Raw genomic sequence first — 24,460 nt, 5'->3', positions numbered from 1 at the left:
ACCGGCTGCTTGCAATTTACGTTTACGGGTGTAATCTCATGAAAAATTACGAATGTAAACGATGCAGATCAGCGAAGCCGAATCGGTGGTGATGCAGGTGCTGTGGCAGCGCCATCCCTTGAGCGCGGAAGAGGTCCTGGCCGCGCTCGCCGATCGTCAGTCCTGGCAGGAAGCCACGGTCAAGACGCTGCTCAACCGGCTGTTGAACAAGGGCGCGATCCAGGCCGAGAAAGACGGGCGGCGTTACCTCTACGCGCCGGTGCTCAAGCGCGAGGAGTGGGTGCTCGGCGAAAGCCAGGGGCTGCTGGAGCGCTTGTTCGGCGGGCGCGTCGCGCCTTTGGTCGCGCATTTCAGCGAACAGCGCAAGCTCAGCCGCAAGGACATCGCCGAGCTGCGCAAACTGCTTGAGGACATCGACGATGAAACACGCTGAACTGATTCGTGTGCTGATCGAAACCAGCGCGGCGATGAGCGCGGCGACGCTGCTGGTGTTGCTGCTGCGCAGGCCTTTGCGCCATTGGTTCGGCACCGGAACCGCTTATGCCTTGTGGCTGCTGGTGCCGCTGACCACGCTGGCGGTGATGCTGCCGGCCGCGCCGCGCCCGGTGATGCCGCAGACCTGGGTGATGGTGTCGAGCGGGACGATGCTGACGAACGCGCCGGTCGCGTATTCGCCCAACGCCGGTCCATGGCTGGCCTTGAGCGCGCTGTGGTTGCTCGGCGCGGTGGCGATGGCGTTGCTGACCGCGTGGCGTCAGCGCCGTTTCCATCGCCGGCTGGGAACCTTGCGGCTGCGCGAGGACGGAACCCATCAGGCCCAGGCGGACGAAGGGTTGCCGGCCGCGGTCGGACTGCTGCGGCCGAAGATCGTGGTGCCGGGCGATTTCGAGCAGCGTTACGACGCCGAGCAGCAGGCGCTGATCCGCGCGCATGAAGCCACCCACATCGCGCGCGGCGATCTGCGCTTCAACGCTCTGGCCACGGCGATGTGCTGCGTGTACTGGTTCAACCCCTTGCTGCATTACGCCGCCGCGCGCTTTCGCCACGACCAGGAACTGTCCTGCGACGCGCGCGTGCTCGCGCGCCATCCGCACGCGCGCCGCGCTTACGCGCATGCCATGTTCACGACGCAGCTCGCGGCGCAGGCCTCGCCGCTGGGCTGCCATTGGGGCAGTACCCATCCGTTACGGGAGAGAATCGAAATGCTCAAACGCGAAACCAACACGCCGCTGCGCCGCGCCGTCGGCGCGACTCTGGTCGCCGGCCTGGCCTGCACGCTCGCTACGGTCGCCTGGGCCGCGCAGCCGAGCCTGTCGCCGCAACAACGAAAGGTGGATGTGCACACCGCGCAGTCGTACTCGCGCTGGACGCCGCGCAGGGTCGGGGAATATGTGGCGGAGCAGGCGGGTCTGCAGATCGTCAATCCGCAAGCGCTCGACGATCGCAAGCGAGTGACCATGGAATTCGTGCAGGTTCCGGCCGCGGCGGCATTGGAACTGGCCGCGTTGGAGAGCGGCGTCGAGCCGCGTTTCGATGTCGACCGCGTTTACTTCGTGCCGAGCACCAAGGCCCAGGTCTTCCTGCGCGAACGTTTCGTGGGACGCGACGGCAGATTGATGCCCGCCGCGACTCCCGCGCCGCAGCGATAAGCGCGGCCGGGGACCGATGCCGCGCCTTCAACCCACGCTATGCACTTCCTCGGCGATGCGCCGCACTTCGTCGGGATAGTGGCTGACGTAGATCATCGGCAACCCGGTTTCGTCGCGCACGCGCCGCAGATAGGGCAGCAGGTCGTCGCGACGGTTCATGTCGAGCATCGACAGCGGTTCGTCCAGCAGCACGATGCGCGGCTGCGACAGCAGGGCGCGGCCCAGCGCGACGCGCTGCATTTCGCCGCCCGACAGGCCGGCGGTGCCGCGCGCCAGCAACGGCCCGATGCCGAGCAGCTCGACGATGGCGTCGAGCTGGAAGCGGGTTTCGCGCGCGGCCTCGCCGCGCAGGCCGTAGAGCAGGTTGCCGCGCACGTCCAGGTGCGGGAACAGGCGCGCGTCCTGGAACACGTAGCCGATGCGGCGCCGATGCGCCGGCAGGTTGATGCGCGCGGCGCTGTCGAACAGACGCCGCCCGGCGATCTCGATATGCCCGCGGCTGGGCCGCAGCAAACCGGCGATGGCGTGCAGCAGCGAAGTCTTGCCGGCGCCGGAATCGCCGACCACGGCGATCACGCGCTGCTCGCTGCGGATGGTGAAGCTGCGGCGGAAGTCGCCGCGGCGCAGTTCGATATCGATGTCGAAGCTGGGCGCACGCGCGGCCGCCGTATCGTTCGCGGGCAAGCTCATCGCTGCGCTCCGGCACGCTGGCGCTGCACCAGCCATTCGGACACGAACACCGCGGCGAAGGAAATCGCGACCGCGACCAGGGCCAGGCGCAGCACGCCCGACTCGGCGTCCGGCGTCTGCATCAGGCCCCAGATCGCCGACGACAAGGTCTGGGTTTCGCCGGGAATATTCGACACGAAGGTGATGGTGGCGCCGAATTCGCCCAGCGCCTTGGCGAAGCACAGCACCGCGCCGGCCATCAGCCCCGGCCACGACAGCGGCAGGGTCACGCCGAAGAACACCCGCCAGGGATTGGCGCCGAGTGTGGACGCGGCTTGCTCCAGGCGGCGGTCGACGCTTTCGATCGACAGCCGGATCGCGCGCACCATCAGCGGAAAGCCCATGATCGCGCTGGCCAGCGCCGCGCCGGTCCAGCGAAAGGCGATGCTGATGTGCAGGTACTCGGCGAGGAAGCGGCCGATCGGCCCCTGCGAGCCGAAGCCGATCAACAGCGCATAGCCGGTCACCACCGGCGGCAGCACCAGCGGCAAGTACATCAGCGTGTCGAGCAGCAACTTGCCGGGAAAACGCACGCGGGCGAGCAGCCAGCCCATCGCCACGCCGAACGGCAGGCTGCACAAGGTCGCCACCGCCGCGACTTTCAGGCTGAGCGCGATCGCGGTGAGTTCGGCGGGACTGAAGTCGGGCATCGACGGCTTAGGCTGCGGCTTCGCTCGGACGCGCTCAGGGCAGCGGCGCGAAACCGCGGCGGCGGAAGATCGCCGCGGCGTCCTTCGAATGCAGCCACTGCGCGAACGCCGCCGCGCGCGGATGCTGGCTGGCCTTGATCACCGCCACCGGATAGACGATGGCCGGATGGGTGTCGGCGGGGAAGGTCGCGAGCACGCGCACCTTGGGCTCGGCCTGCGCGTCGCTGCCGTAGACCACGCCCAGCGGCGCTTCGCCGCGCGCGACCAGCATCAGCGCGGCGCGCACGTTCTCGGCTTCGGCGACCTTGGGTTGCAGCTGATCCCACACGCCGAGCGAAGTGAACGCCGCGCGCGCGTACTTGCCGGCGGGGACGCTGGCGGTCAGCGCCAGCGCCATGCGGCCTTCGCCGAGCAGCGGCAACAGCTTGACGCCGGGCTTGAGCGCGACCGCGCGGGTCTTGCTGGTCGCCGGTGCGATCAGCACCAGGGTGTTGCCGAGCAGGTTGCGGCGGCTGGATTCGTCGATGAGCTTGCGTTCTTGCAGGTAATTCATCCAGTCCAGGTCGGCCGAGAGGAACAGGTCGGCCGGCGCGCCCTGTTCGATCTGGCGGGCGAGCGCGGAACTGGCGGCGTAGGACACGCGCACCTCCTGGCCGGTGGCTTTCTGGTAGGCCGCGGCGGCTTCGTCCAGCGATTCCTTGAGGCTGGCGGCGGCGAACACGGTCAGCGGCGTGGCGGGTGCTGGCGCGGGCGTCTGCGCGGGGGCGGCGAGGGCGGTAAGGATGAGGCCGAGGGCGCACACAGCGCCCAGGATGCGACGACGGATCGGGTTCATGCGGGGGCCCTGATGCGATGGGACTCGGTTAGGTACGGCGAGAGTAGCGCGAAGCGGGGGCGGCGAAGTTGCGGTGGGGGCGCCGGCGTCGGAACGGAAGGCGTCGGGCCTGAAGGCCCTCCCACAAAAGACTTCGGGCTGGCGCGGGGATCGGGCGGATGTTCGAGAGCGCGGCGCTTAGATTCCGGATCCCGAACCGAAATCCCGAATCGCAACTTCAAGGCGCATCCACCACCCGGATCGATTCGACCTGCTTCACCCATCGCGCCGGCCGCGACTCGCCCGGTGCGATCAGTCGCCACGGGCCGTCTTCGGCGGACACGGCGGCGCCGTTGCAGCGGCGGGTCAGCACGACCTGGCGATTGCCGAGGCTGGGGTCGAGCTCGGCCAGCGAGAACGCCGCGCGGTAGCCGTCGCGTGCGCGCACGACAACGACCCGCGCCAACTGCGCGCCGCGCAAGGGCTCGGCCGGCATGGCGCCGCTGGCGTGCAACAGTTCGTGCAGCGCCACGCCTTCGCAACTGAGCTTGCGGCCGTGCGCTTCGCCCTGCGCGGTGACCTGCGGCAGACGCGCGATCACGGCCTCGTCGAGTTCGACTTCGACCGGCCCAACCGGCGCGGCGGGCTTGGCCGCTTCGTGCTTGTGCGGCGCTTCGGCGCGGGCCGGGCCTGTCGAGGCGACGGCGGCGGAGGTCAGCGCGATGGCGAGGGCCAGCGAAACCTGCGAGCGGATCGTGCGGCGGTGGTCCATGGCGGTCCTCCAGAACGGATCGAACGGAAGTTTCAGATTACCCGCGTCGCGAGTCCCGGGTTGCGGCGACGCGCCGCCGCAACGCGGATCAGGGCGACTCGCTCACCACGGTCGCGTTCCACATTGCGTAGTCGCAGCTGAACTTCATGATGGCCGGCGGCGGAAAAACCGTATTCGACTCGAACATCTGGTAGCGCGCGCCATAGGTGTTGAGCGGTTGCGTGGACGAACCGGTGAGGCCAAGGCGATAAGCCGCCGGATTGGACTCCTCGAAACTCAAATGGGTCGGAGGAAGCGTGCGGTCTTCGGGCATGTCCATCACTACGCGGATCGCAGTGGTCTGTACGGTTTCGTTTCCAAGGCGAATGCGGTACCAGCCGCGCGCGACATAGGTCGAAGACTTTTCCAGCCATGCATCGTGTACCGAGCATCCGCCGAACACCGGAGGATCGAAGCGAAGCCGCGCCAGCAGTCGCCCTTGCGCCTGGGCGTCGCTGCTGGACAGCGTGATTGGATTACTGGACGTGTTGGCGCTTTCCCAGAACCCGTTGTAGGTCACCCACGATAAAATCAGCAGGGCCACGACGACGGCGGCGAACCAAAATAATCGTTTCATTGCGCTCGATCGGGTTCAGCGAGACGGAACAGGCGCTTCGTCCGCGGATCAGCGTCCCGGCGCCAGCGCCGCGTTGAGCACTTCGGCCAGATGTTCGCCGCCCAGGCGCAACTGGGTTTCGGCGAGCGGACGCCAGGTGGCGACGTACTCCGGCTCCAGCTTGTGCGTCGGCGGATAGAAACCCGGCTGCAGCATCAGTTTGCACGAGTCCTCGGCCCAGCCGGCGGCGTTGGCGGGCAGGCCGGCGCCGGTCACGGTCGGCACGGCGATCTTGCGCAGTTCGACCAGATAGGCCGCGTCGCTGCGCTTGCGGGTATTGAGCAGGCTGCTGTCCCACAGCGAGTGCAGGTTGCCGCCGTAGCCGTCGGGCCGCTCGGGTTCGCCGGGAATGGCCAGCTGGAAGTCGTTGCCGCCCTTGTCGTGGGCATAGCCGGCGTGCAGCGGCTGGTGCACGTCGCCGACGATGTGGACGACGAACTTCAGCGCCTGCAGACGTTCGGCCTGCGGCTTAGTGCGGTCGGCCAGGATCGCGGTCTGGGCGGTAATGGCGGCGACCGCGCAGTTGCCGTCGGGGCAGTCGCGCGCGGCGTCGTAATGGCATTCGTCTTCGGCCAGGTTCACGTAGTGCCACTTGCTGCTGCGCTTGCCTAGGTCGGGATCGTGAGCGCGCAGTTCGTCGGCCCAGTTGGCGATGCCGGGCAGGGTCGGGTCGGGTTCGCCGGCCAGCAGTTTGTCGGCCTCGGCGCGGGCGGCCGGGGTCATGCCTTCCCAGGCCAGTTCGGCGACCAGGCGATGGCCTTGCGGGCCCCAGGCCAGGGCGTTGAGCGGCAGCGCCAGCAGCAAGGCGGCCAGGGCGCGCAGCGGATTACGGACGGGCAGTCGGGTATTTTTCATGTCGGCCACTGTACTGCACGCGCCGCGCGCGGCCGCTGTCCGAAACGGGCGATGCGGACGTCGGGCGCGGCCGCGCGGAGCGGCGGCGACGGCTCTGCCGGCACCCGAGGATTACGCGACCGGCGGCGAGCCGCGGCAGCTTGCGCGCTGACGATCGCGGCCGCCCGCGCGGCCACGATCGCCGCTTGGCGCCGCTCAGAACTTGATGACGTAGGCCAGCCCGTAGACCAGCGGGTCGATCTCGGCCTTGCCGATCTTCTGGCCGTTGAGCTTGACGTCGGAGTTGATGTCGATCCAGCGCGCATCCACCCGGATCGCGCCGCGCTCGCCGATGCCGAAATCCACGCCCACGTGCGCGGCCACGCCGACCGAATCCTCCAGCTTGAGCTTGGAACCGCGCAGCGGGCCGGTGGTCTTCTCGCTCATGAAAGTGGTGTAGTTGACGCCCACGCCGACGAAGGGCGAGACCGCGCCGTCGCTGTTCCAGTGGTACTGCAGCGAGAAGGTCGGCGGCAGGTGCTTGGTCGTGGCGACCTTGCCCAGGCCCTTGATCTCGATGTCGTGCTTGAACGGCGTCGCCGCCAGCACCTCGATGCCGAGGTTTTCGCGGACGAAATACTCGAACGTGATGGTCGGCTGGACGTTGTCGCCGATTTCCAGCTGGGCCGCGCCGCCGAGCAGGGAGCCGTTGTTCGACTTGGGCTGGACCTGATGCGCGCCGATGCCGATGGTGTAGCTGCGGGCCTCCTGGGCCAGGACGGGTTGGGCCGCGCAGGCCAGGGCCGCGGCGAGAACGCCGCCGATCAGACGATGGTTCATTCCTTGAGTCCCCTGTGGTCGGTGATTGCCCGAAGGCGGAACTGGCTGAACAGGCGAGCGGCCTGTGCCGCACTCTAAATACGGCCAAGAACGGTAAACCTTGATTTCCATCGCAATCCGGGGTCGGGCGATTGCGGTTCTGCGAACTGCAGCCGGGTAACGCGGCGGGACTGCGACACCGGCCACGCCTTGCTAGAATGGCGGTTTCCCCACTTCGAACCGCCCAGCGGCCGCAGGAGTTACCTCAATGACGATCAAGGTAGGCATCAACGGCTTCGGCCGCATCGGACGCAACGTCCTGCGCGCGGCCGTGCAGAACTTCGGCGACGAGATCGAAATCGTGGCCATCAACGATCTGCTCGAGCCCGACTACCTGGCCTACATGCTGCAGTACGACTCGGTCCACGGCCGTTTCAAGGGCGAGGTCAAGGTCGAGGGCAACACCCTGATCGTCAACGGCAAGAAGATCCGCCTGACCCAGGAACGCGATCCGGCCAATCTCAAGTGGGACGAAGTCGGCGCGCAGGTGGTCATCGAATCCACCGGCCTGTTCCTCGACAAGGCTACCGCGCAGAAGCATCTCGACGCGGGCGCGAAGAAAGTCGTGCTGTCGGCGCCGTCGAAGGACGACACGCCGATGTTCGTGTTCGGCGTCAACGACAAGACCTACAAGGGCGAGGCGATCGTGTCGAACGCTTCGTGCACCACCAACTGCCTGGCGCCGCTGGCCAAGGTCATCAACGACAAGTGGGGCATCAAGCGCGGCCTGATGACCACCGTGCACGCGGCCACCGCGACGCAGAAGACCGTCGATGGCCCGAGCAACAAGGACTGGCGCGGCGGCCGCGGCATCCTGGAGAACATCATCCCGTCCAGCACCGGCGCGGCCAAGGCGGTCGGCGTGGTGATCCCGGAGCTCAACAAGAAGCTCACCGGCATGTCGTTCCGCGTGCCGACCTCGGACGTGTCGGTGGTCGATCTGACCGTCGAGCTCAACAAGGAAGCCACCTACGCGGAAATCTGCGCGGAAATGAAGGCGCAGAGCGAAGGCGCGCTGAAGGGCGTGCTGGGCTACACCGAAGACAAGGTCGTGGCGACCGACTTCCGCGGCGACGCGCGCACCTCGATCTTCGACGCCGAAGCCGGCATCGCCCTGGACGGCACCTTCGTCAAGCTGGTGAGCTGGTACGACAACGAGTGGGGCTACTCGAACAAGTGCCTGGAAATGGTCAAGGTGGTCGCGGGCAAGTAAGCCGCGAACCTTCGCCGCGCGCGCCGCCGCATCGGCAGCCCGCGCGAACGACCAGACAGCCCCGCTTCGGCGGGGCTGTTTCGTTTTGTGGATCGGGCGGTGCCGCAACATCGCTTTCCCGAAGCGCCGATCCTGGAATTACCGCGTCCCCCCAAAACGAGTTCCCCCCTTTGAAAAAGGCGGGCAGGGGGGATTCGCTTTTGCTGCACTTCTTCAATAGCTATAGCAATAACAGCGCGCTTGTGGAGCATCGGCTCGCGCGTCCGCGAACGTCGAAGCGCCGGGCGTTTGGTTCCGAGCCCCGCGCCCGAGGGTGAAACCAATGCAAAAAATCAGAGCACTTTCGTACCAGTCCTAATTCCCCCGGATTATTCCCGGACTAGCATGGGCAACAGACTACGAGGCGAAGCGGCCAGATGGCGCGCAGGGGGTCTGCGGAGCCATAAGCCGATCGCGGCGTGGCGGCCCTGGGCTCTGCGCGGTGCCGGCGGCGAAAACGCGCGTTCAGGCCGCCGCCGAAAACCCCGCCTTCCCAAAATGACCGCTGCACACGGCGGAATCAGGATATCGAGGCGATATGAGCAAGCTCGGTTTGCGCGGCATCGTCAAGACCTATCGCGGCAGGAAGATTCTCAATGAGGTGAGCTGCGACTTCGTCCCGGGGCTGACCCTGTTGGTGGGGCCGAGCGGCGCGGGCAAATCGACCCTGCTCAGGCTGGTCGCCACTGCGGAGAGGCCCAACCGCGGCAGCATCGAGTGGAACGGGGAGCCGTTGCCGGGCGCTCGAAGCAAGCTGCGGCAGGCGCTGGGTTACGCGCCGCAGGCCGTCGATCTGCCCGACGATCTCACCGCGCGCGAATTCGCCATGCACATGGCGGCATTGAAGGGGCTGGACCTGGCCGCCGCCGATCTGCAGTTCGCCGCTTTGACCGAGCGCATCGGCCTGCACGCCGACATCAACAACCCCATCGCCACCTTTTCCGGCGGCATGCGGCGAAGGCTCATCTTCGCCCAGGCCATGCTCGGCGCGCCGCGGTTGATCGCGCTCGACGAGCCGACCGCCGAACTCGATCGCGAAACCGCCGAAAGGGTCGGCGCCGTGATCCTCGAACGCGCCGCCGAGGCGATCGTGATCATGACCACTCACCTCGCCGACCAGCTGGCGCCGCGGGCGGTGGATGTATTGCGGATCGACAACGGACTGCTCGCCAGCAGCCGCGGCGGTGGCGGCGAGGAGGCAGCTTGAGCGTCCTGGCCGTCGCGCGCTCGTCGTTCGCGACCTCGCTGCTCCGTTACCGGCGCAGCTGGGGGCTGTGGCTGCTCTTGCTGATTGCGCCGGTCAGCGCGCGCTACTGGATCGCCGGTAAAGACGGCGCCTACGCGGCGATCGTCATCGACGGCAAGGGACCGCTGCTGACCTCGGCGATCCTCGGTGTTTCGCTCGGTATTATCGTCTCGACGATTCTGCTTCCCATCCTCTTCGTCTATCTGCGTACCAATACCACCCGTCGTCAGCCCTGGCAGATCGAAGAGACGACGGCCGCTTCGCGTATCGCGATCGCTGTCGGCCGCTTCGGCGCCGACGCTGTGGTGCTCGGAAGCCTGCTGGCGGCGATGAATCTGGCCGGCTGGCTGCTGGCCTGGGTGGTCGAACCGGTCGATGGCGTGCGGCTGGCCGATATCAGCCTCGGCCTGTGGTTGATCGCCGCTCCGGTCCTGATGGGCGCGGCCGCGCTGCGGATCGCCTTCGACTCATTACGCATCACGCGCAGAGCGCCGGGTGAGGTCTTGGCTTTTTTCCTGTGGCTGATCTTGTTTGCGATATCGGTCGCCAGCATGAAACCGGATCGGACCTTCACCGCCGCCCTTTTCGATTTTTACGGCTTTGCGCGCCCGATTGCCTACACGCTCCCGCCCGGAGACCACAGCGTGGTGATCGGCAGGGCACCGATATCGGCGGGAAGAATCGCCCTGGATGCAAAAGGTGGCCTGCTGTCCGAAGGCTACGGCGCCTCGCGTCTGAGCTGGATGGGATTGGCGGTGATGCTGGTTGCGCTCGCCGGGTTCGTCTACCGGCCACATCGATCTGGCCAACGCTTCCGTCCGGGCGGATGGGTCGCCCGCTTGCTGGCCGCCAGGCCGCCGGCACCGGCGCTGGCCGGCGCGCCTGCCGCGGCCTCGGCGCGGATGCCCGGGCTCGGAGTGTTTTTCGCCGAGTTCAAGCTGATCGCAAGAGGAAGGATCTGGTTGCTGTTGGCGTTACTGGTGGCGGCATTGGGACTGATCAGCGATTTTCGCCGCATCGCCGGCCCGGCCGCGGTACTGCTGTTGATTTTCGGCCTGTCCGCGCACGCCGGTCGCTGCGAGCAGACCGGGTTGCTCGCATTGACCCGAACGATGATCGTCCCGCCGTTCTTGCGAAGAGCCATGTTCGTGCTGGCGGGGACGGCATGGTCGGTGTTGCTTGCGTTGCCGGCGATGGGCAAGGCCGCGTTGGCGGGCAGTTTCGCGCCTGTCGCGATCGCGCCGGCCGCGGGCGCGATCGCCTCCCTGCTCGCGATCGTCCTCGCCGCCTGGGCGCGCTCGGCCGTGGCCCCGCGCCTGATCCTGCTCATCGTCTGGTATGGCTGGATCAGCGCGCCGCAATAGCGGCGGCGTGGATCGACGAAGGCTTCGAGTGCGTCGCCGCCGCAGGCGAAAGCCATCGGATGCGGCGACGCGGATCGGTCGGCGAGCACCGATCCGAAGCCGCGTCGCCGCGAATCCGGGAGCGCCGGGAATCCTCCGCGGCGCTCATGCCGCGGCTATGCCGCCGTCAGGGCCGTTTTGCGCAGTCCCTCGGCCGCCTGCACCATCGCCTGCAACGCCGCCCGCACCTCCGGCCAGCCGCGCGTCTTCAGGCCGCAATCGGGATTGACCCACAACTGCGCCGGCTCCAGCACGTCCAGGGCCTTGTCGAGCAGTTCGCTCATCTCGGCCCGGCTGGGCACGCGCGGGGAGTGGATGTCGTACACGCCCGGGCCGATGCCGTTGGGATAGCGATAGCGCGCGAACGCGTCGAGCAGTTCCATGCGCGAACGCGAGGTCTCGATCGAGATCACGTCGGCGTCGAGCGCGGCGACCGCGTCGATGATGTCGTTGAACTCGGCGTAGCACATGTGGGTGTGGATCTGGGTGGCGTCGCCCACGCCGCTGGCGGCCAGGCGGAAGGATTCGCCGGCCCAGGCCAGATACGCCGGCCAGTCGGCGCGACGCAGCGGCAGGCCTTCGCGCAGCGCCGGCTCGTCGATCTGGATCACGGCGATGCCGGCGGTTTCCAGATCCAGCACTTCCTCGCGCAAGGCCAGGGCGATCTGCCGGCAACTGTCGGCGCGCGGCTGATCGTCGCGCACGAACGACCACTGCAGGATCGTCACCGGTCCGGTCAACATGCCCTTGACCGGGCGATCGGTCTGCGACTGCGCGTAGCGGGTCCAGTCCACGGTCATCGCCCGCGGCCGCGACACCTCGCCGAACAGCACCGGCGGCTTCACGCAACGCGAGCCGTAGCTTTGCACCCAGCCGTGCGCGGTGAAGGCGAAGCCGTCGAGCTGCTCGCCGAAGTATTCGACCATGTCGTTGCGTTCGAACTCGCCGTGCACCAGCACGTCGATGCCCAGCGCTTCCTGCTCGCGCAGACATTGCACGGTCTCGTTTTCGAGGAAGCTCTGGTAAGCGTCGTCGTCGATCTTGCCGGCCTTGTGCTCGGCGCGGGCGCGGCGAACTTGCGCGGTCTGCGGGAACGAGCCGATGGTGGTGGTCGGGAACAGCGGCAGATTCAGCCGTTCCTGCTGCAGCTTGGCGCGCTTGGGATAGGGCGAGACGCGATTGGCCATGGCCGGTTCGACCGCGGCCAGGCGCTTGCGCACGCCGGCGTTGCGCAGCAGCGGCGAAGCCAGGCGCGCGGCGCGAGCGCTCGCGGCCGCGGCCAGATCGCGTTCGGCTTCGGCGTTGCCGGCCAGGGCGTCGGCGAGCAGGCGCAGTTCTTCGATCTTCTGTTTGGCGTAGGCCATCCAATGCTTGAGCGGCGTCGGCAGCTTCTTTTCCAGATCCAGATCGGCCGGCACGTGCAGCAGCGAGCACGACGGCGCCAGCCATTTCGCCCGCGCGCCGGCGCGGCGCGCCAGACTCAGCGCGGCGTCGAGATCGGCGCGCCAGATGTTGCGGCCGTCCACCACGCCCAGGCTCAGCGCGCGGTCTTCCGGCAACAGCGGCAGCACGCTTTCCAGTTGCTGCGGCGCGCGCACCAGATCCAGGTGCAGGCCTTCCACCGGCAACTGCGCGGCCAGCGCGGCGTTGTCGCCGAGCGCGCCGAAGTAAGTAGTCAGCAGGCGCTGCGGCGCATCGACTTCGGCCAGCGCGGCGTAGGCGCGGCGGTAGGCGGCGCGGTCGGCGTCGTCCAGATCCAGCACCAGGGCCGGCTCGTCGATCTGCACCCACTGCGCGCCGGCGGCCTTGAGCTTGGACAGCAGTTCGGCGTAGGCGGGCAGCAGGTTGTCGAGCAGTTCGCGCGGATCGCCGCCATCGATTCGCTTGCCCAGCTTGAGCAGCGACACCGGGCCCAGCAGCACGGGGCGCGCCTCAAGGCCCAGGGCCTGCGCCTGCGCCAGTTCGGCCAGCGGCTTGTCGCCGCGCAGGGCGAAGCGCTGGTTGGCTTCGAACTGCGGCACCAGGTAGTGGTAGTTGGTGTCGAACCACTTGGTCATTTCCAGCGCGCGCAGATCGCGGCGACCGTCCTGCAGGCCGCGGGCGAGGGCGAAGTAACCGGTCAGCGGGTCTTCGTCGAACGCGGCGCGGTGCGAGGCGGGAATTGCGTCGAACAGCACGGTGGTGTCGAGCACATGGTCGTAGAGCGAGAAGTCGTTGACCGGCACGATGTCGGCGCCGGCCTCGCGCGCGAGCCGCCAATGGCGTTCGCGCAGGGCGGCGGCGGTGGCGTGCAGCGATTGCGCGTCGCTGTCGCCTTTCCAGAACGATTCCAAAGCTTGTTTCAGCTCGCGCCGCGCGCCGATGCGCGGGAAGCCGAGAGGGGTGACGCTGATCATGATGAGTACCTGCGATGCGTGGGCATGACGCAGGGCAACGAAGGAAACCACGGCCGCGCCGGCCCGCACGCGGATGCGCCGGACTCCATCGCGAACCTTGGCTTCGACCTTCGCCCCCGCGGGCGAACCGGTCCGCGCTGCGCGGACGGCGTGCGGACACGCCGTCCGGCGCCACGTGGGCCGGAGTCGGACGGAAGGCGAACCTTCCGGTCGCGGCAGGTCTTCGGGCTCGGGACTTGGAGCGAGAAGTAGAGTGCAGACGAGTGAGAAACGAGCCGAAGCCGATGCTTCGCTCACTTCCCACTTGTCTGAACTCTACCCTCGCTTTTTCCTACTGAGGCCGCTTCCCGGGCATACCGCCCAGTGCCATGGCCCGTTCGTTTCCCATACCGCTGCGGGGCAGCTCCGGATTCGAACCGGATTCCCTCTGGCCACCGCCGGCGCGAGGCCGTCGATGGCGTGTCCCATCGCTCTATCTTTATGAAGCGATGTTCACCGTAACGGCGCCAAGGTACGCAGCGGGCGGGGCGAAGTCAATCGGCCCATCCCGCGGACCGAAGCACGAAGTCTTTTGTAGGAGGGGCTTCAGCCCCGATGCTTTTGGCTCAGATCGCGGTGAACGGATCGAAAAGCATCGGGGCTAAAGCCCCTCCTACAAAAACCCCGGCGGCAACGGCTTGTTTGCGGTTTATGGCCCCTGCGCGGCGACACGCGCCCGGCCGGGTTTCCGGCGGCTGGCGTTCATCCGCCGCCGACGAAGATGGCCTCACGCTTACAACCGTAACGCCGCACCTCACGCCGCCGTTGAGCTTGGCGAAGGCTGGGGCTAACGTTTGCATAGGCGCTACGCGCACGGCGCGGACCAGGACGGTCCCGCGCGATCCCGAATCCGGTGGGTGGAACATGTTTTTCGAAAGGACCCCGTTACTGGCTGGCCTGCTCGCATCGTTGCTGTGCGCGCTGGTCCTGGCGGCGTGCGCGAAGGATCCGCCGGCGCCGGCACAGGACGAGTCGGTCACCCTGGGCAGCCAGAACGAGATGCCCAAGGTCGCGCCGGTGCCGCCGAGCGAAGAGGACATCCTCAAGGGCACCTATTGGCCGCCGGCCAAGCTCGACGGCGGCGTCGCCCGGATCAGCTGCGAATACGACTACCCGCAATTCGGCGAAGGCCAGCGGCTGACCTCGCTGGAGTTCTTCAGCCTGGTCGATGCGCTGTCGCCGTGTCAGGCGCGCGGGGTGGTGCGGCTGCGCTATCAGGGCAAGATCGGCGCCGGCTTCACCGCGCTGGTGCAGCGCGTTTCGGCGATGGCCACGCGCATGGAGATCCAGACCCGCATCCTGGATATCGACTCCAGCGGCGGCCATGTCGAAGAAGCGATCCGCGCCGGCGATTCGATCGCCGAATCGGGCTGGGCGATCTGGGTGCGCGAGGACTCGGTCTGCCACAGCGCCTGCGTGCTGGTGCTGGCCGCGGGCGACACGCGTTCGGTCGAGGGCAAGGTCGGCATCCACCGGCTGATGCGCGACCGCTCCACCGCGACCTCGCGCGCCGAGCTCAGCCGCGAACTGCGCGCGATCAACCAGCAGGTGCGCGACTACCTGGAGCGCAACGGCGTGGCCACCGCGGTGTCGGACCTGATGATGACCATCGCCAACCGCGATCTGCGCATCCTGACCCCGGACGAACTCAAGCAATACGGCCTGGACGGCACCAACGCCGCTCAGGACGATCTGGACCGCATCCGCCTGACCCGCAAGTGCGGCGAAGACTTCGTCCGCCGCCGCGACGCCTTCCGCCGCGCCTTCGACGCGCAATGCATGGCCACCGGCAAGAACTTCGAATCCATGCCTCAGTGCGCCAACGCCCTGCAGGGCCAGTTCGGTTTCCCGGACAAGGCCTGCCCGTCCGACAGCCCGGCCGATCTGTACGCGCGCGACCTGCCGGAGCTGTTCCCGACCGAAGAGGCGCAGGCCGCGGACGCCGCGCAGGGCTCCAACGAGGCCTTGTCGAAGAGCGAATCCAAGAGCCTGGCGAAGAAGAAATCCGCGTCCGCGCCGGGCGAATAATCGGCGCAAATCCGGCGAAAACGGCCCGCTCGCGGAGCGCCGGCACGGCCGCGCCGCGGCCTTGAGCGCGCCGCGCACTTGCGATCGCCGTCTCATCCCCGGAAAATCCCCGCCTGTATAGCCAGAGCGCCTGTGGGGCTCGAGCCAAAAGCCTCGCAGGAGTTTTACCGATGTCCGCCTCTCCGCTCTCCCGGCTGGCGCCGGCGCGTCTCGCGCTGGCCCTGTTGCCCTTGTGCCTGTTCTCCCTGGCCGCTCACGCCGACGACGCGGCCGACGCCGGCGATCAGGTCCACGAACTCGACCAGATCCAGGTCCGCGGCGTCGCCGCTCCCAAGTTCGGCGCCCAGCGCAGTTTCAGCGCGACCAAGACCGACACCGCGCTGATCGAAGTGCCGCAGGCCGTCACCGTGCTGCCGCGCGCGCTGATCGACGCGCAGGGCGGGCGTTCGCTCAACGAAATGCTGTCGCTGGTGCCCGGCGTGGGACTCAACAACGGCGACGGCCAGCGCGATCAGGTCGCGATCCGCGGCTTCAGCGCGCTGGCCGACCAATACCTCGACGGCGTGCGCGACGACGCGATGTACTTCCGCGATCTGGCCAACACCGAGCGCATCGAAGTGCTCAAGGGCACCGCGGCGATGTTGTTCGGCCGCGGATCTTCCGGCGGTCTGGTCAATCGCGTCAGCAAGCAGCCGCTGGACACCGCGCAAGGCAAGCTGCGCCTGTACGCCGACAGCGAAGGCGGCCGTCGCGGCGAATTCGACGTCACCGGCCCGCTCGGCATCGGCGCCGGCCGTCTGGTCGGCGCGGTCGAGGATTCGGACACCTTCCGCGACCAGGGCTTCATCGAGCGCTGGCTGATCGCGCCGTCGTATCGCTTCGAACTCGGCGGCGGCCAGTTGCTGCTGCAGGCCAGCGCGCAGCGCGACGAACGCGTCACCGACTTCGGCATTCCCAGCCTGTTCGGCCGCCCGGTCGATGTTCCGATCGACACCTATTACGGTTCGGCCGATGCGCGCCACGACGATTACAGCCGCGCCCGCGTCAATATCTTCAACGCGACCTACAGCAAGGCGCTGACACCGCAGCTGGATCTGCGCGTGACCTTGCGCGGCACCGACTACACGCTCGACCGCCGCAACACCCTGATCACCGGCAATCCGTTCCTGCGCAACGGCCGCTGGATGTCGGCGCGGCGCCATGCCGGCAATACCCGCGACCAGCAGGCCTGGTTCGCCCAGACCGATCTGGTCTACGAAGGCGAGCGCCACCGTCTGCTGATCGGCAACGAGCTGAGCTACGAGCGCAAGGACCAGGCCAGTTACGGCGGCATCGCCACGCCGATCGATCTGCTCAACCCCGTGCTCGACCGTCCGACCTTCAATCCGCGCGCCGAGGCCGCCGCGCGCAGCCGCCTGCGCAACGCGGCTTTGTATGTGCAGGATCAGATCACCTTGAACCCGCAGTGGAAGGCGGTGATCGGCGCTCGCTACGACGACTATCGCCAGCAGACCCGCGACCGCGTCAACGCCGCCGCGCCCGCGCTGGACCGCAGCGATCGCGAATGGAGCCCGCGCCTGGGCCTGATCTGGATGCCGACGCCGCAGCAATCGCTGTACGCGAGTTGGGGCGAGTCGTTCCAGCCCTCGGCCGAGAGCCTGCCGCTGAGCACGGTCAACGTCGATCTGAGCCCGGAAACCACCAGCAATCGCGAAATCGGCTACAAGTTCGCGCGCGCCGACGGCTTGTTGAGTTTCGACGTGGCGGTGTTCGAGACCGAACGCGAACACATCAAGACCACCGACCCGGTCGATCCGCGCAAGCAGATCGGCGTGGGCACGCAGCGCACGCGCGGCGCCGAGGTCGGCTTGTCGGCGTCGTTGCTGGATCAGCGCCTTGATCTGTATGCCGGCTACGCTTATCTGGACGGCGAGATCACCAAATCCAACAACACCGCCAGCGGCGTGTCGTTCCAGGGCCGCACCTCGCCGCTGACGCCGCGCCACAGCGCTTCGGTCTATGCCGAGTACGCGCTGGGCCGCGGTTTCAGCGTCGGCGCCCTGGCCCAGCACGTGGCCATGCAGTACGCCGCGCCGACCAATCTCAGCGTGCTGCCGGCGTTCACCCGCTTCGATTTCAATCTGCGTTATCAGACCCAGTCGTGGGATTGGCGCCTGCGTCTGGAGAACGCGTTCGACAAGCGCTACTTCGCCTCCGCGCACGGTTCGGTCGATGGTTTCAATGCGCCGGGCGCGCCGCGCACGGTCAGCCTGACCATGGATTACCGCTTCTGATCGCGAGCGCGTAACGCGAATGCGGGCGCGGCCTGGGCCGCGCCCGCGACACTCACCAGCCGCGGCGGATCTGAGCGCCGCCGAACATCGCCTGCTGGATGCCGGGCAGGGCGAGGAAATCGTGCGGAAAGCCCAGCGCGATCGCGCTGGCTTCGTCCAGGCGCCGCCGTTGCTCGTCGTCGAATTGGACCTCGAGCGCGCCCAGGTTTTCCTGCAACTGCGCCAGCGTGCGCGCGCCGATCACCGGTGCGATCTCGAACGGCTGCTGCAGCAACCACGCCAGGGCGATCTGCGAGGGCCGGCGTTCGAGTTCGGCCGCGACCGCCTTGACCGTATCGGCGATGACCAGCGCGCGCTCGGTCAACGCGCCGTTGCCGATCGCCACCGCGCGCCGGCCCTGCGCCGTGGCCGGATCGAGATCGGCGCGCGAATACTTGCCGGTGAGCACGCCCGAGGCCAGCGGCGACCAGGCGCTGACGCCCATGCGCAGTTCGCGCGCCATCGGCAGCAATTCGCGCTCGCCTTCGCGCTGGGCCAGGCTGAATTCGATCTGCAACGCCACCAGCGGCGACCAGCCGCGCACCTCGGCCAGTGTCTGCAAACGCGCGGCTTGCCACGCCGGCAGATCGGATACGCCCGCGTACAACACCTTGCCGGCGCGGATCAGATCGTCGAAACCGCGCATGACTTCATCGCCGGGCGTGGTGTCGTCCCACGCGTGCAGATAGAGCAGGTCGAGGTAATCGGTGTCGAGGCGGCGCAGGCTCGCCTCCACCGACTGGCGCAGATTTTTGCGGTGATTGCCGCCGGCGTTGGGATCGCCCGGGTCGGTGCACAGCGAGTATTTGCTCGCGATCACCAAGCGATCGCGGCGGCCGCGCGCGAACTGGCCGAGCAGGGTTTCCGAACTGCCGCCGGTGTAGAAATTGGCCGTGTCCAGGTAATTGCCGCCGCGTTCGACATAGGCGTCGAACACCTGCCGGGCTTCGTCGGCATCGCTGCCCCAGCCCCAGTCCTTGCCGAAGGTCATCGTGCCCAGGCACACCGGGCTGACGCGCAGGCCGGAGCGGCCGAGTGTGCGGTAGTGATCGAGTTGCATCGCAAGCATCCTTGGTGAAGTTGCCGCGAGTTTAGGCAGCGCGTTCGCCTGGAAATATCCGCAGCTTGCGCTTGCGCGCGCGGGGACTAAGATCGCCGTGCAACCATTCACGGAGCCCGTGCATGTCCGGCGACGCGCCCAAGAGCTACAGCATCGATCTGTCGAAGCCCGCGGTGTGGAAGTTGATCGCGGTGATCCTGACGGCAGCGGCCGCGGTGGTCGCGGTGGCGTTGTGGCTGCCCTCGCTCGCCGGCCCGCAGGCGGCGATACCGCAGCCGAGCATGGCGTGGCGGGCGTGCAGTTTCGGCGTGGTGGTCGTGTTGGCGGCGATCGGTTACCGCGCGACCTCGGGGCCGCGATTGCGCGCATGGCGCATTCCGGCGGCGGTGTTGGCGGTGGCGTTGCTGCTGGTGACCTGGCGCACGCTGGGCTTGAGCGTGACTCGCTACAACGCGCACTGGGGGCAGGCTTCGAGCGTGGTCGGCGCGGCGAGCGATTTGCAGCAGCGTCAGCGGCGGGGGCGTGGCGGTGCGGTGACGATCACGTTGCGGTTTACCGTGACGCCTGAGAACGGTCGCGAAACGGCGCCGCTGCGGATCGAAACCCGGCAGCCGCTGGCCTCGGTGTTGGCGGATCGGCCGCGGGTGCGGATCGATCTGCGCCGCAGTTGGGCCGGTGTTTCCTTCGATGCGCTGCGGCCGTGCGTGCAGGCGGGCAGCGAATGCGATGCGGTGGCTGGAGTTCGCTGATGCGGGTGTAGGAGGGGCTTCAGCTCCGAGGCACAATTCCGGACTTACGGCGCAAGCAGGAAGCCGAATCGAAACCCAACGGCACCCATCAACGCGCCAGCGGCGGCACCGGCGTCGGCTTGCCGTCGGCGCCAAGCGCGATCATGGTGAAGCGCCCACGCGTGGCGAGCTGCGATTCGCCGGTAAGCAAGTCTTCCTTGAGCATATCGACTTCGACCTGCATCGAGGTGCGCCCGGTTTCGACCACGCGCGCGATCAATTCCACCAGCGCGCCCTTGGGCACCGCGGTGTGGAAATCGATCTGCTCCGAACGCGCGGTGACCACGACGGTGCGGGCGTAGCGCGACGCGGCGATGAACGCGGCCTTGTCCATCCACGCCAACGCCTGGCCGCCGAACAGCGTGCCCAAGTGATTGGTGTGATCGGGAAAGACGATTTCGGTCATGCGCGCTTCGGTCATGGGGGTGGGGCAGGAATGAGGTGAGAGGAGTGAAGAATGAGTGGGCTTGAGTGAGAAGTGAGTGGGTTGAGTGCAAAGCGAGCGGAGGCGTGAGCTTTTACCCACTCCTCACTCCTCTGCACTCGTTCCTGCCTCAAAAGGCTTCGTCGAACGCCACTTCGCCCTGCACGCCGACCTGATACGCCGACACGCGGCGCTCGAAGAAGTTGGTCACTTCCTGCACGTCCTGCAGGTCCATGAACGCGAACGGGTTGGTCGAGCCGAAATGCTTCGGCATGCCGAGCTGGGCCATGCGCTGGTCGGCGCAGTATTCCAGGTACTGGCGCATGTCCTTGAGCGACAGGCCGACCACGCCGCCGGACAGCACGTCCTGGGCGAACTGGAATTCGCACTCCACCGCGTCCTCGAACATCCTCACCACCTGCGCGCGCAGGTCGGCGTCGAACAGGTCGGGCTCTTCCTCGCGCGCGGTGCGGATGACTTCGAACGCGAACGCCATGTGGCAGCTCTCGTCGCGGAACACCCAGTTGGTGCCCGAGGCCAGGCCGTTGAGCAGGCCGCGCGAACGCAGGTAGTACACGTAGGCGAAAGCGGCGAAGAAGAACAGGCCTTCGATGCAGCCGGCGAAGCAGATCAGGTTGAGCAGGAACTGGCGGCGCTGCTCGCGCGTCTCGATGCGGTGCAGGCCCTGGATCGAATCGATCCAGCGGAAACAGAATTCGGCCTTGGCCCGGATCGAGGGAATCTTCTCGACCGCGTCGAAGGCCTTGGCGCGCTCGTTCGGATCGGGCAGGTAGGTGTCGAGCAGGGTCAGGTAGAACTGCACGTGCAGCGCTTCCTCGTACAGCTGCCGCGACAGGTACATGCGCGCTTCGGGCGCGTTGATGTGCTGATACAGGTTCAGCACCAGATTGTTCGACACGATGCTGTCGCCGGTGGCGAAGAACGCGACCAGCCGCTCGACCAGATGCCGTTCGGCCGGGCCGAACTTGTGCTTGAGATCGTTCACGTCCTGCGAGAAATCCACTTCCTCGACGGTCCAGGTGTTGCGGATCGCGTCGCGGTACATCTCGTAGAAATGCGGGTAGCGCATCGGCCGCAGGGTGAGGTCGAAACCGGGATCGAGGAGGAGGCGGGTTGAATCGGTGGACATGGCAATTCCTTGGATGTTGCTTCCCTTCTCCCGCTTGCGGGAGAAGGTGCCCGAAGGGCGGATGAGGGCGCGCGAGGGTCGGTGACGACGCGAACTGGGCGGTGCGCTGGCCCTCACCCCGGCCCTCTCCCGCGCCCCGAAGGAAGTCACCTTGGGTGGCCAGCGGGAGAGGGAGCAGAGCGTGTTACTGGCAGGCTTCGCAGGACTCGGGGTTTTCCAACGAGCACGCGATCGCCTCGTCGGTGGTGTATTCCGGCTTCGGCGTCGCCGCGGCCGGCGCGCTCACCGTGGTCTTGGCGATCTTGGTGGCTGGACGCGAACGCAGGTAATACGTCGTCTTCAAGCCCTTCTTCCACGCGTACATGTACATCGAGCTGAGCTGGCCGATGTTCGGGCTTTCGATGAACAGATTCAGCGACTGGCTCTGGTCGATATACGCGCCGCGCTCGGCGGCCATGTCGATCAGCGAACGCATCGGCAGTTCCCACGCGGTGCGGTAGACCTGACGCAGCGTCTCGGGCACTTCGGTCACCGACTGGATCGAGCCTTCGGCCATCTTGATGCGGTCGCGCATCTCGGCGGTCCACATGCCGAGCTTCTTGAGTTCTTCCACGAGGTACTTGTTGACCACCAGGAAGTCGCCCGACAGCGTCTCGCGCTTGAACAGGTTCGACACCTGCGGCTCGATGCACTCGTAGCAGCCGGCGATGGAGGCGATGGTCGCGGTCGGCGCGATCGCGATCAGCAGCGAGTTGCGCAGGCCGTGCTCGGCGATGCGCTTGCGCAGCGCGTCCCAGCGCTCGGGCTGCGACGGGGTCACGCCCCAGGCTTCGAACTGCAGCTCGCCGACCGATGCGCGGGTGTCGTCGAAGGACGGGTGCTTGCCGTGTTCCATCGCCAGTTCGTTCGACGCCGACAGTGCGTGGAAATAGATGGCTTCGGCGATTTCCTGCGCAAGCTTGCGCGCCGGCTCGGAGTCGAACGGCATGCGCAGCTTGAAGAACACGTCCTGCAGGCCCATCGAACCCAGGCCGACCGGACGCCATTTCAGATTGGCGCGGCGCGCGGTTTCGATCGGGTAGAAGTTCAGGTCGATCACGCGGTCGAGCTGGCGCACGGCCAGGCGCACGGTTTCGGCTAGCTTGTCGAAATCGAACGCGCCCTTGCCGTCCTCGTACATCTCCACGTGATGGGAGAGATTGATCGAGCCCAGGTTGCACACCGCGGTCTCGTCCTGCGAGGTGACTTCCAGGATCTCGGTGCACAGGTTCGACAGATGGATGACGTTGCCGTCGCGCAGGGTCTGGTTGGAGGCGCGGTTGGACTTGTCCTTGAAGTTCATCCAGCCGTTGCCGGTCTGCGCCAGGGTGCGCATCATCCGGCCGTAGATGTCGCGCGCCTTGACCTTCTTCGCGGCCAGGCCGGCGGCTTCGGCGGCGTGGTAGGCGCGGTCGAAGGCTTCGCCCCACAGGTCGGTCAGCTGCGGCACCTTGGACGGATCGAACAGCGACCAGTCGGCGTCGGCCTCGACGCGGCGCATGAACTCGTCCGGAATCCAGTTGGCCAGATTGAGGTTGTGCGTGCGGCGCGCTTCGTCGCCGGTGTTGTCGCGCAGTTCCAGGAATTCTTCCACGTCGGCGTGCCACGGCTCCAGGTACACGCAGGCCGCGCCCTTGCGCTTGCCGCCCTGGTTGACCGCCGCGACCGAGGCATCGAGCGTCTTCAGCCACGGCACGATGCCGTTGCTCAGGCCGTTGGTGGAACGGATCAGCGAGCCGCGCGAACGGATGCGCGTGTAGCTCAGGCCGATGCCGCCGCTGAACTTGCTGAGCTTGGCCACGTCCATGTAGCGCTTGTAGATCGCTTCCAGCGAGTCGTCGGGCGAGTCGAGCAGGAAGCAGCTCGACAGCTGCTCGTGCGTGGTGCCGGCGTTGAACAGGGTCGGCGAGGACGGGATGTAGTCCAGCTGCGCCATGCGGCGGTACAGCGCCAGCGCGTCGCTGACGTCTTCGCTGAGCGCGCAGGCGATGCGCAGGAAGAACTGCTGCGGGGTCTCGATGACGGTGCGCGCGGTCGGGTGGCGCAGCAGGTAGCGGTCGTACAGCGTGCGCAGGCCGAAGTAATCGAACTTGGCGTCGAGGCTGCGGTCGATCGCGTCGTTGAGCTTGCGCGCGTTGGCCTGGACGAAGGTCACCAGGCGCTCGTTGATCAGGCCCAGCTCATGGCCGCGCTGGATCGACTGCGAGAACGCATGGATTTCGATGCCGGCGACTTCTTTCTCGATCACCCCGGCGAGCAGGCGCGCGGCGAGGCGGCCGTATTCGGGTTCTTCCGCGGTCAGCAGGGCGGCGGTGCGGATCGACAGTTCGTCGAGTTCCTGCGTGGTCGCGCCGTCGTACAGGCCGGAGATGGTGCGGGTGGCCACGCGCATCGGATCGATCGCGTAGAGGTTTTCGCCGCTGCGGGTCACCGCGCGCACGATCTTGTTCAGATCGACCGGTTCGCGGCGACCGTTGCGCTTGGTCACGCTCATGGTCAGGTTGGCCGCGGGCGGGGTCAGGGCGAAGCCGGGCGCGTCTTGCGCGGTACGGGCTGCGGCCGGCTTGGCGGCGGCGTTGGAAGTGGCGGCGGTGTCCGTGGCGGGGGCGACGGACGGATCGGATGCGAGTGTGGTCATGGCATTACTCCGGGGCGTGGGTGCACGGTGCGGAGAACGCGGACGCGCCGGCGACGACGGACCGCGCGCGCGGTGTCATCGGTGGCGCGGCCGTGCCCCCGCGGGCGCAGAGCTTGGGAGTGTGTCGGCTGGGTGTCGCGCGGCCCGAGACGCGAGGTCCGGGACGGCCCGCTCGGCGCTGCGCGCCGGAACGGACGGGCGCGACGGAGGCCCGTCGTGCCGCGACACCGGCCGTCTTCCCCCGAAGACTCCTGTGGGCCGGTACCGCGCGGTTGTGCGACGCGCGGCTGTCGGCAGGTCTTCGGGCTCGGGACTCGGAGCGAGAAACGGGCAAAGAGAAGTGAGCGCTACGGGGTGACCCGGTTCTCACTTTTCTTCGCCCGCTTCTCGTTCCTCCTACCGGGGTCGCTTCCCAGGCATACCGCCCAGTGCCATGACCCGTTCGTTTCCCATACCGCTGCGGGGCAGCGCCGGCTTCGGACCCCGCCGCGAGTGCTCGCGGTCGCGTCCCTACCGACTTCCCTTTTCAGCCGATCGCAAGATCGGCACCGACGGGCACAACATAGTGTGGTTACGCGATTTCGTCAACGCGATATGTGGTGAATGAATCGTGTATATAGCGAGTGAAGGCGACGCTTCCATACGCCGCGCCTTGGTGTAACGTGCCCGCCATAAGGAACGG

20 protein-coding genes, 1 pseudogene and 2 riboswitches are annotated in these 24,460 nt (G+C 67.3%); of the genes and pseudogenes, 9 read left to right on the top strand and 12 right to left on the bottom strand.

The window, feature by feature from the left end; all coding sequences use genetic code 11:
• Positions 1–61: 61 nt before the first annotated feature.
• Together AB4Y92_RS23420 and AB4Y92_RS23415 are read left to right on the top strand one after the other, a co-directional pair.
• A complete protein-coding gene (locus AB4Y92_RS23420) occupies positions 62–433 on the top strand; it encodes a BlaI/MecI/CopY family transcriptional regulator (protein ID WP_441821819.1) in 372 nt (123 codons plus the stop codon).
• Positions 420–1,649 (top strand): M56 family metallopeptidase, encoded by a 1,230-nt coding sequence (locus AB4Y92_RS23415; protein ID WP_441821818.1) that lies wholly within the window; start codon positions 420–422, stop codon positions 1,647–1,649. The genes AB4Y92_RS23420 and AB4Y92_RS23415 overlap by 14 nt, the downstream gene beginning before the upstream one ends.
• A gap of 27 nt (positions 1,650–1,676) precedes the next feature.
• Here the strand turns inward: AB4Y92_RS23415 and AB4Y92_RS23410 are convergent, their stop codons facing one another.
• From AB4Y92_RS23410 to AB4Y92_RS23380, 7 genes are all read right to left on the bottom strand, one after another.
• Positions 1,677–2,339 (bottom strand): ATP-binding cassette domain-containing protein, encoded by a 663-nt coding sequence (locus tag AB4Y92_RS23410; protein WP_441821817.1) that lies wholly within the window; start codon positions 2,337–2,339, stop codon positions 1,677–1,679.
• On the bottom strand, positions 2,336–3,028 hold the full coding sequence (gene modB, locus AB4Y92_RS23405) for a molybdate ABC transporter permease subunit (RefSeq protein ID WP_057941776.1): 693 nt from the start codon (positions 3,026–3,028) through the stop codon (positions 2,336–2,338). The genes AB4Y92_RS23410 and modB overlap by 4 nt, the downstream gene beginning before the upstream one ends.
• A 34-nt stretch (positions 3,029–3,062) precedes the next feature.
• Entirely contained in the window at positions 3,063–3,863 is an 801-nt protein-coding gene (gene modA, locus AB4Y92_RS23400; protein WP_441821816.1) for a molybdate ABC transporter substrate-binding protein, read from the bottom strand.
• A gap of 217 nt (positions 3,864–4,080) precedes the next feature.
• Positions 4,081–4,614, bottom strand: coding sequence for a hypothetical protein (locus AB4Y92_RS23395; RefSeq protein WP_441821815.1), 534 nt, complete (start codon positions 4,612–4,614; stop codon positions 4,081–4,083).
• 88 nt (positions 4,615–4,702) lie between these two features.
• Positions 4,703–5,230: a hypothetical protein gene (locus AB4Y92_RS23390; RefSeq protein WP_441821814.1), complete on the bottom strand. Its 528-nt coding sequence runs from the start codon at positions 5,228–5,230 to the stop codon at positions 4,703–4,705.
• 48 nt (positions 5,231–5,278) lie between these two features.
• On the bottom strand, positions 5,279–6,124 hold the full coding sequence (locus AB4Y92_RS23385; RefSeq protein WP_441821813.1) for a S1/P1 nuclease: 846 nt from the start codon (positions 6,122–6,124) through the stop codon (positions 5,279–5,281).
• 195 nt (positions 6,125–6,319) lie between these two features.
• On the bottom strand, positions 6,320–6,943 hold the full coding sequence (locus AB4Y92_RS23380) for an OmpW/AlkL family protein (protein WP_441821812.1): 624 nt from the start codon (positions 6,941–6,943) through the stop codon (positions 6,320–6,322).
• 247 nt (positions 6,944–7,190) lie between these two features.
• Here AB4Y92_RS23380 and gap point away from each other — a divergent pair, with 247 nt between their 5' ends.
• The 3 genes from gap to AB4Y92_RS23365 all read left to right on the top strand — a co-directional run bounded on the left by gap (position 7,191) and on the right by AB4Y92_RS23365 (position 10,844).
• Positions 7,191–8,195, top strand: a complete 1,005-nt coding sequence (gene gap, locus AB4Y92_RS23375; protein ID WP_441821811.1) for a type I glyceraldehyde-3-phosphate dehydrogenase — start codon at positions 7,191–7,193, stop codon at positions 8,193–8,195.
• 592 nt (positions 8,196–8,787) lie between these two features.
• Entirely contained in the window at positions 8,788–9,441 is a 654-nt protein-coding gene (locus tag AB4Y92_RS23370) for an ATP-binding cassette domain-containing protein (protein WP_441821810.1), read from the top strand.
• The gene (locus AB4Y92_RS23365) at positions 9,438–10,844 is read left to right on the top strand and encodes a hypothetical protein (RefSeq protein ID WP_441821809.1); all 1,407 of its coding nucleotides are present in this window, start codon (positions 9,438–9,440) and stop codon (positions 10,842–10,844) included. Before AB4Y92_RS23370 ends, AB4Y92_RS23365 begins: the two co-directional genes overlap by 4 nt.
• 155 nt (positions 10,845–10,999) lie before the next feature.
• On the opposite strand, the gene metE is transcribed toward AB4Y92_RS23365, so the two are convergent.
• On the bottom strand, positions 11,000–13,279 hold the full coding sequence (metE, locus tag AB4Y92_RS23360; protein WP_441821808.1) for a 5-methyltetrahydropteroyltriglutamate--homocysteine S-methyltransferase: 2,280 nt from the start codon (positions 13,277–13,279) through the stop codon (positions 11,000–11,002).
• Positions 13,280–13,476: 197 nt separating this feature from the next.
• A riboswitch (cobalamin riboswitch) is annotated at positions 13,477–13,747 on the bottom strand.
• A gap of 117 nt (positions 13,748–13,864) precedes the next feature.
• On the opposite strand from metE, the pseudogene AB4Y92_RS23355 reads away from it, so the two are divergent.
• From AB4Y92_RS23355 to AB4Y92_RS23345, 3 genes and pseudogenes are all read left to right on the top strand, one after another.
• A pseudogene (locus AB4Y92_RS23355) lies at positions 13,865–13,936 on the top strand (DUF6053 domain-containing protein); the annotation flags it as partial.
• 246 nt (positions 13,937–14,182) lie between these two features.
• The gene (locus AB4Y92_RS23350) at positions 14,183–15,346 is read left to right on the top strand and encodes a hypothetical protein (RefSeq protein WP_441821807.1); all 1,164 of its coding nucleotides are present in this window, start codon (positions 14,183–14,185) and stop codon (positions 15,344–15,346) included.
• 170 nt (positions 15,347–15,516) lie between these two features.
• Positions 15,517–17,640 (top strand): TonB-dependent receptor, encoded by a 2,124-nt coding sequence (locus AB4Y92_RS23345; protein WP_441821806.1) that lies wholly within the window; start codon positions 15,517–15,519, stop codon positions 17,638–17,640.
• Positions 17,641–17,692: 52 nt separating this feature from the next.
• Here AB4Y92_RS23345 and AB4Y92_RS23340 read toward each other — a convergent pair whose 3' ends face one another.
• Entirely contained in the window at positions 17,693–18,739 is a 1,047-nt protein-coding gene (locus AB4Y92_RS23340) for an aldo/keto reductase (protein ID WP_441821805.1), read from the bottom strand.
• A 122-nt stretch (positions 18,740–18,861) separates the two neighbouring features.
• On the opposite strand from AB4Y92_RS23340, the gene AB4Y92_RS23335 reads away from it, so the two are divergent.
• The gene (locus AB4Y92_RS23335; protein WP_441821804.1) at positions 18,862–19,488 is read left to right on the top strand and encodes a hypothetical protein; all 627 of its coding nucleotides are present in this window, start codon (positions 18,862–18,864) and stop codon (positions 19,486–19,488) included.
• An 88-nt stretch (positions 19,489–19,576) separates the two neighbouring features.
• Here the strand turns inward: AB4Y92_RS23335 and AB4Y92_RS23330 are convergent, their stop codons facing one another.
• The 3 genes from AB4Y92_RS23330 to AB4Y92_RS23320 form a co-directional block, all read right to left on the bottom strand.
• A complete protein-coding gene (locus tag AB4Y92_RS23330; RefSeq protein ID WP_441821803.1) occupies positions 19,577–19,933 on the bottom strand; it encodes an acyl-CoA thioesterase in 357 nt (118 codons plus the stop codon).
• A 148-nt stretch (positions 19,934–20,081) separates the two neighbouring features.
• Positions 20,082–21,101, bottom strand: coding sequence for a ribonucleotide-diphosphate reductase subunit beta (locus tag AB4Y92_RS23325; RefSeq protein WP_441821802.1), 1,020 nt, complete (start codon positions 21,099–21,101; stop codon positions 20,082–20,084).
• A gap of 184 nt (positions 21,102–21,285) precedes the next feature.
• Positions 21,286–23,634 (bottom strand): ribonucleoside-diphosphate reductase subunit alpha, encoded by a 2,349-nt coding sequence (locus AB4Y92_RS23320; protein ID WP_441821826.1) that lies wholly within the window; start codon positions 23,632–23,634, stop codon positions 21,286–21,288.
• 419 nt (positions 23,635–24,053) lie between these two features.
• Positions 24,054–24,346, bottom strand: a riboswitch (cobalamin riboswitch).
• Between the last annotated feature and the right edge of the window lie 114 nt (positions 24,347–24,460).

This window comes from Lysobacter sp. TAB13 (assembly GCF_052113885.1).
Lineage (GTDB): Bacteria > Pseudomonadota > Gammaproteobacteria > Xanthomonadales > Xanthomonadaceae > Lysobacter > Lysobacter gummosus.
Note: the sequence above shows the minus strand (reverse complement) of the source record. Positions and strands in the feature narration are given on the sequence as shown.

What these genes read in the sequence shown, in the direction of transcription:
- AB4Y92_RS23320 (WP_441821826.1), bottom strand. Translation starts at nt 23,634, where the DNA reads ATGAGCGTGACCAAGCGCAACGGTCGCCGCGAACCGGTCGATCTGAAC.
- AB4Y92_RS23415 (WP_441821818.1), top strand. Translation starts at nt 420, where the DNA reads ATGAAACACGCTGAACTGATTCGTGTGCTGATCGAAACCAGCGCGGCG.
- AB4Y92_RS23345 (WP_441821806.1), top strand. Translation starts at nt 15,517, where the DNA reads ATGTCCGCCTCTCCGCTCTCCCGGCTGGCGCCGGCGCGTCTCGCGCTG.
- AB4Y92_RS23420 (WP_441821819.1), top strand. Translation starts at nt 62, where the DNA reads ATGCAGATCAGCGAAGCCGAATCGGTGGTGATGCAGGTGCTGTGGCAG.
- gap (WP_441821811.1), top strand. Translation starts at nt 7,191, where the DNA reads ATGACGATCAAGGTAGGCATCAACGGCTTCGGCCGCATCGGACGCAAC.
- AB4Y92_RS23410 (WP_441821817.1), bottom strand. Translation starts at nt 2,339, where the DNA reads ATGAGCTTGCCCGCGAACGATACGGCGGCCGCGCGTGCGCCCAGCTTC.
- AB4Y92_RS23335 (WP_441821804.1), top strand. Translation starts at nt 18,862, where the DNA reads ATGTCCGGCGACGCGCCCAAGAGCTACAGCATCGATCTGTCGAAGCCC.
- modB (WP_057941776.1), bottom strand. Translation starts at nt 3,028, where the DNA reads ATGCCCGACTTCAGTCCCGCCGAACTCACCGCGATCGCGCTCAGCCTG.
- AB4Y92_RS23340 (WP_441821805.1), bottom strand. Translation starts at nt 18,739, where the DNA reads ATGCAACTCGATCACTACCGCACACTCGGCCGCTCCGGCCTGCGCGTC.
- AB4Y92_RS23325 (WP_441821802.1), bottom strand. Translation starts at nt 21,101, where the DNA reads ATGTCCACCGATTCAACCCGCCTCCTCCTCGATCCCGGTTTCGACCTC.
- AB4Y92_RS23385 (WP_441821813.1), bottom strand. Translation starts at nt 6,124, where the DNA reads ATGAAAAATACCCGACTGCCCGTCCGTAATCCGCTGCGCGCCCTGGCC.
- AB4Y92_RS23395 (WP_441821815.1), bottom strand. Translation starts at nt 4,614, where the DNA reads ATGGACCACCGCCGCACGATCCGCTCGCAGGTTTCGCTGGCCCTCGCC.
- AB4Y92_RS23380 (WP_441821812.1), bottom strand. Translation starts at nt 6,943, where the DNA reads ATGAACCATCGTCTGATCGGCGGCGTTCTCGCCGCGGCCCTGGCCTGC.
- AB4Y92_RS23330 (WP_441821803.1), bottom strand. Translation starts at nt 19,933, where the DNA reads ATGACCGAAATCGTCTTTCCCGATCACACCAATCACTTGGGCACGCTG.
- metE (WP_441821808.1), bottom strand. Translation starts at nt 13,279, where the DNA reads ATGATCAGCGTCACCCCTCTCGGCTTCCCGCGCATCGGCGCGCGGCGC.
- AB4Y92_RS23390 (WP_441821814.1), bottom strand. Translation starts at nt 5,230, where the DNA reads ATGAAACGATTATTTTGGTTCGCCGCCGTCGTCGTGGCCCTGCTGATT.
- AB4Y92_RS23350 (WP_441821807.1), top strand. Translation starts at nt 14,183, where the DNA reads ATGTTTTTCGAAAGGACCCCGTTACTGGCTGGCCTGCTCGCATCGTTG.
- modA (WP_441821816.1), bottom strand. Translation starts at nt 3,863, where the DNA reads ATGAACCCGATCCGTCGTCGCATCCTGGGCGCTGTGTGCGCCCTCGGC.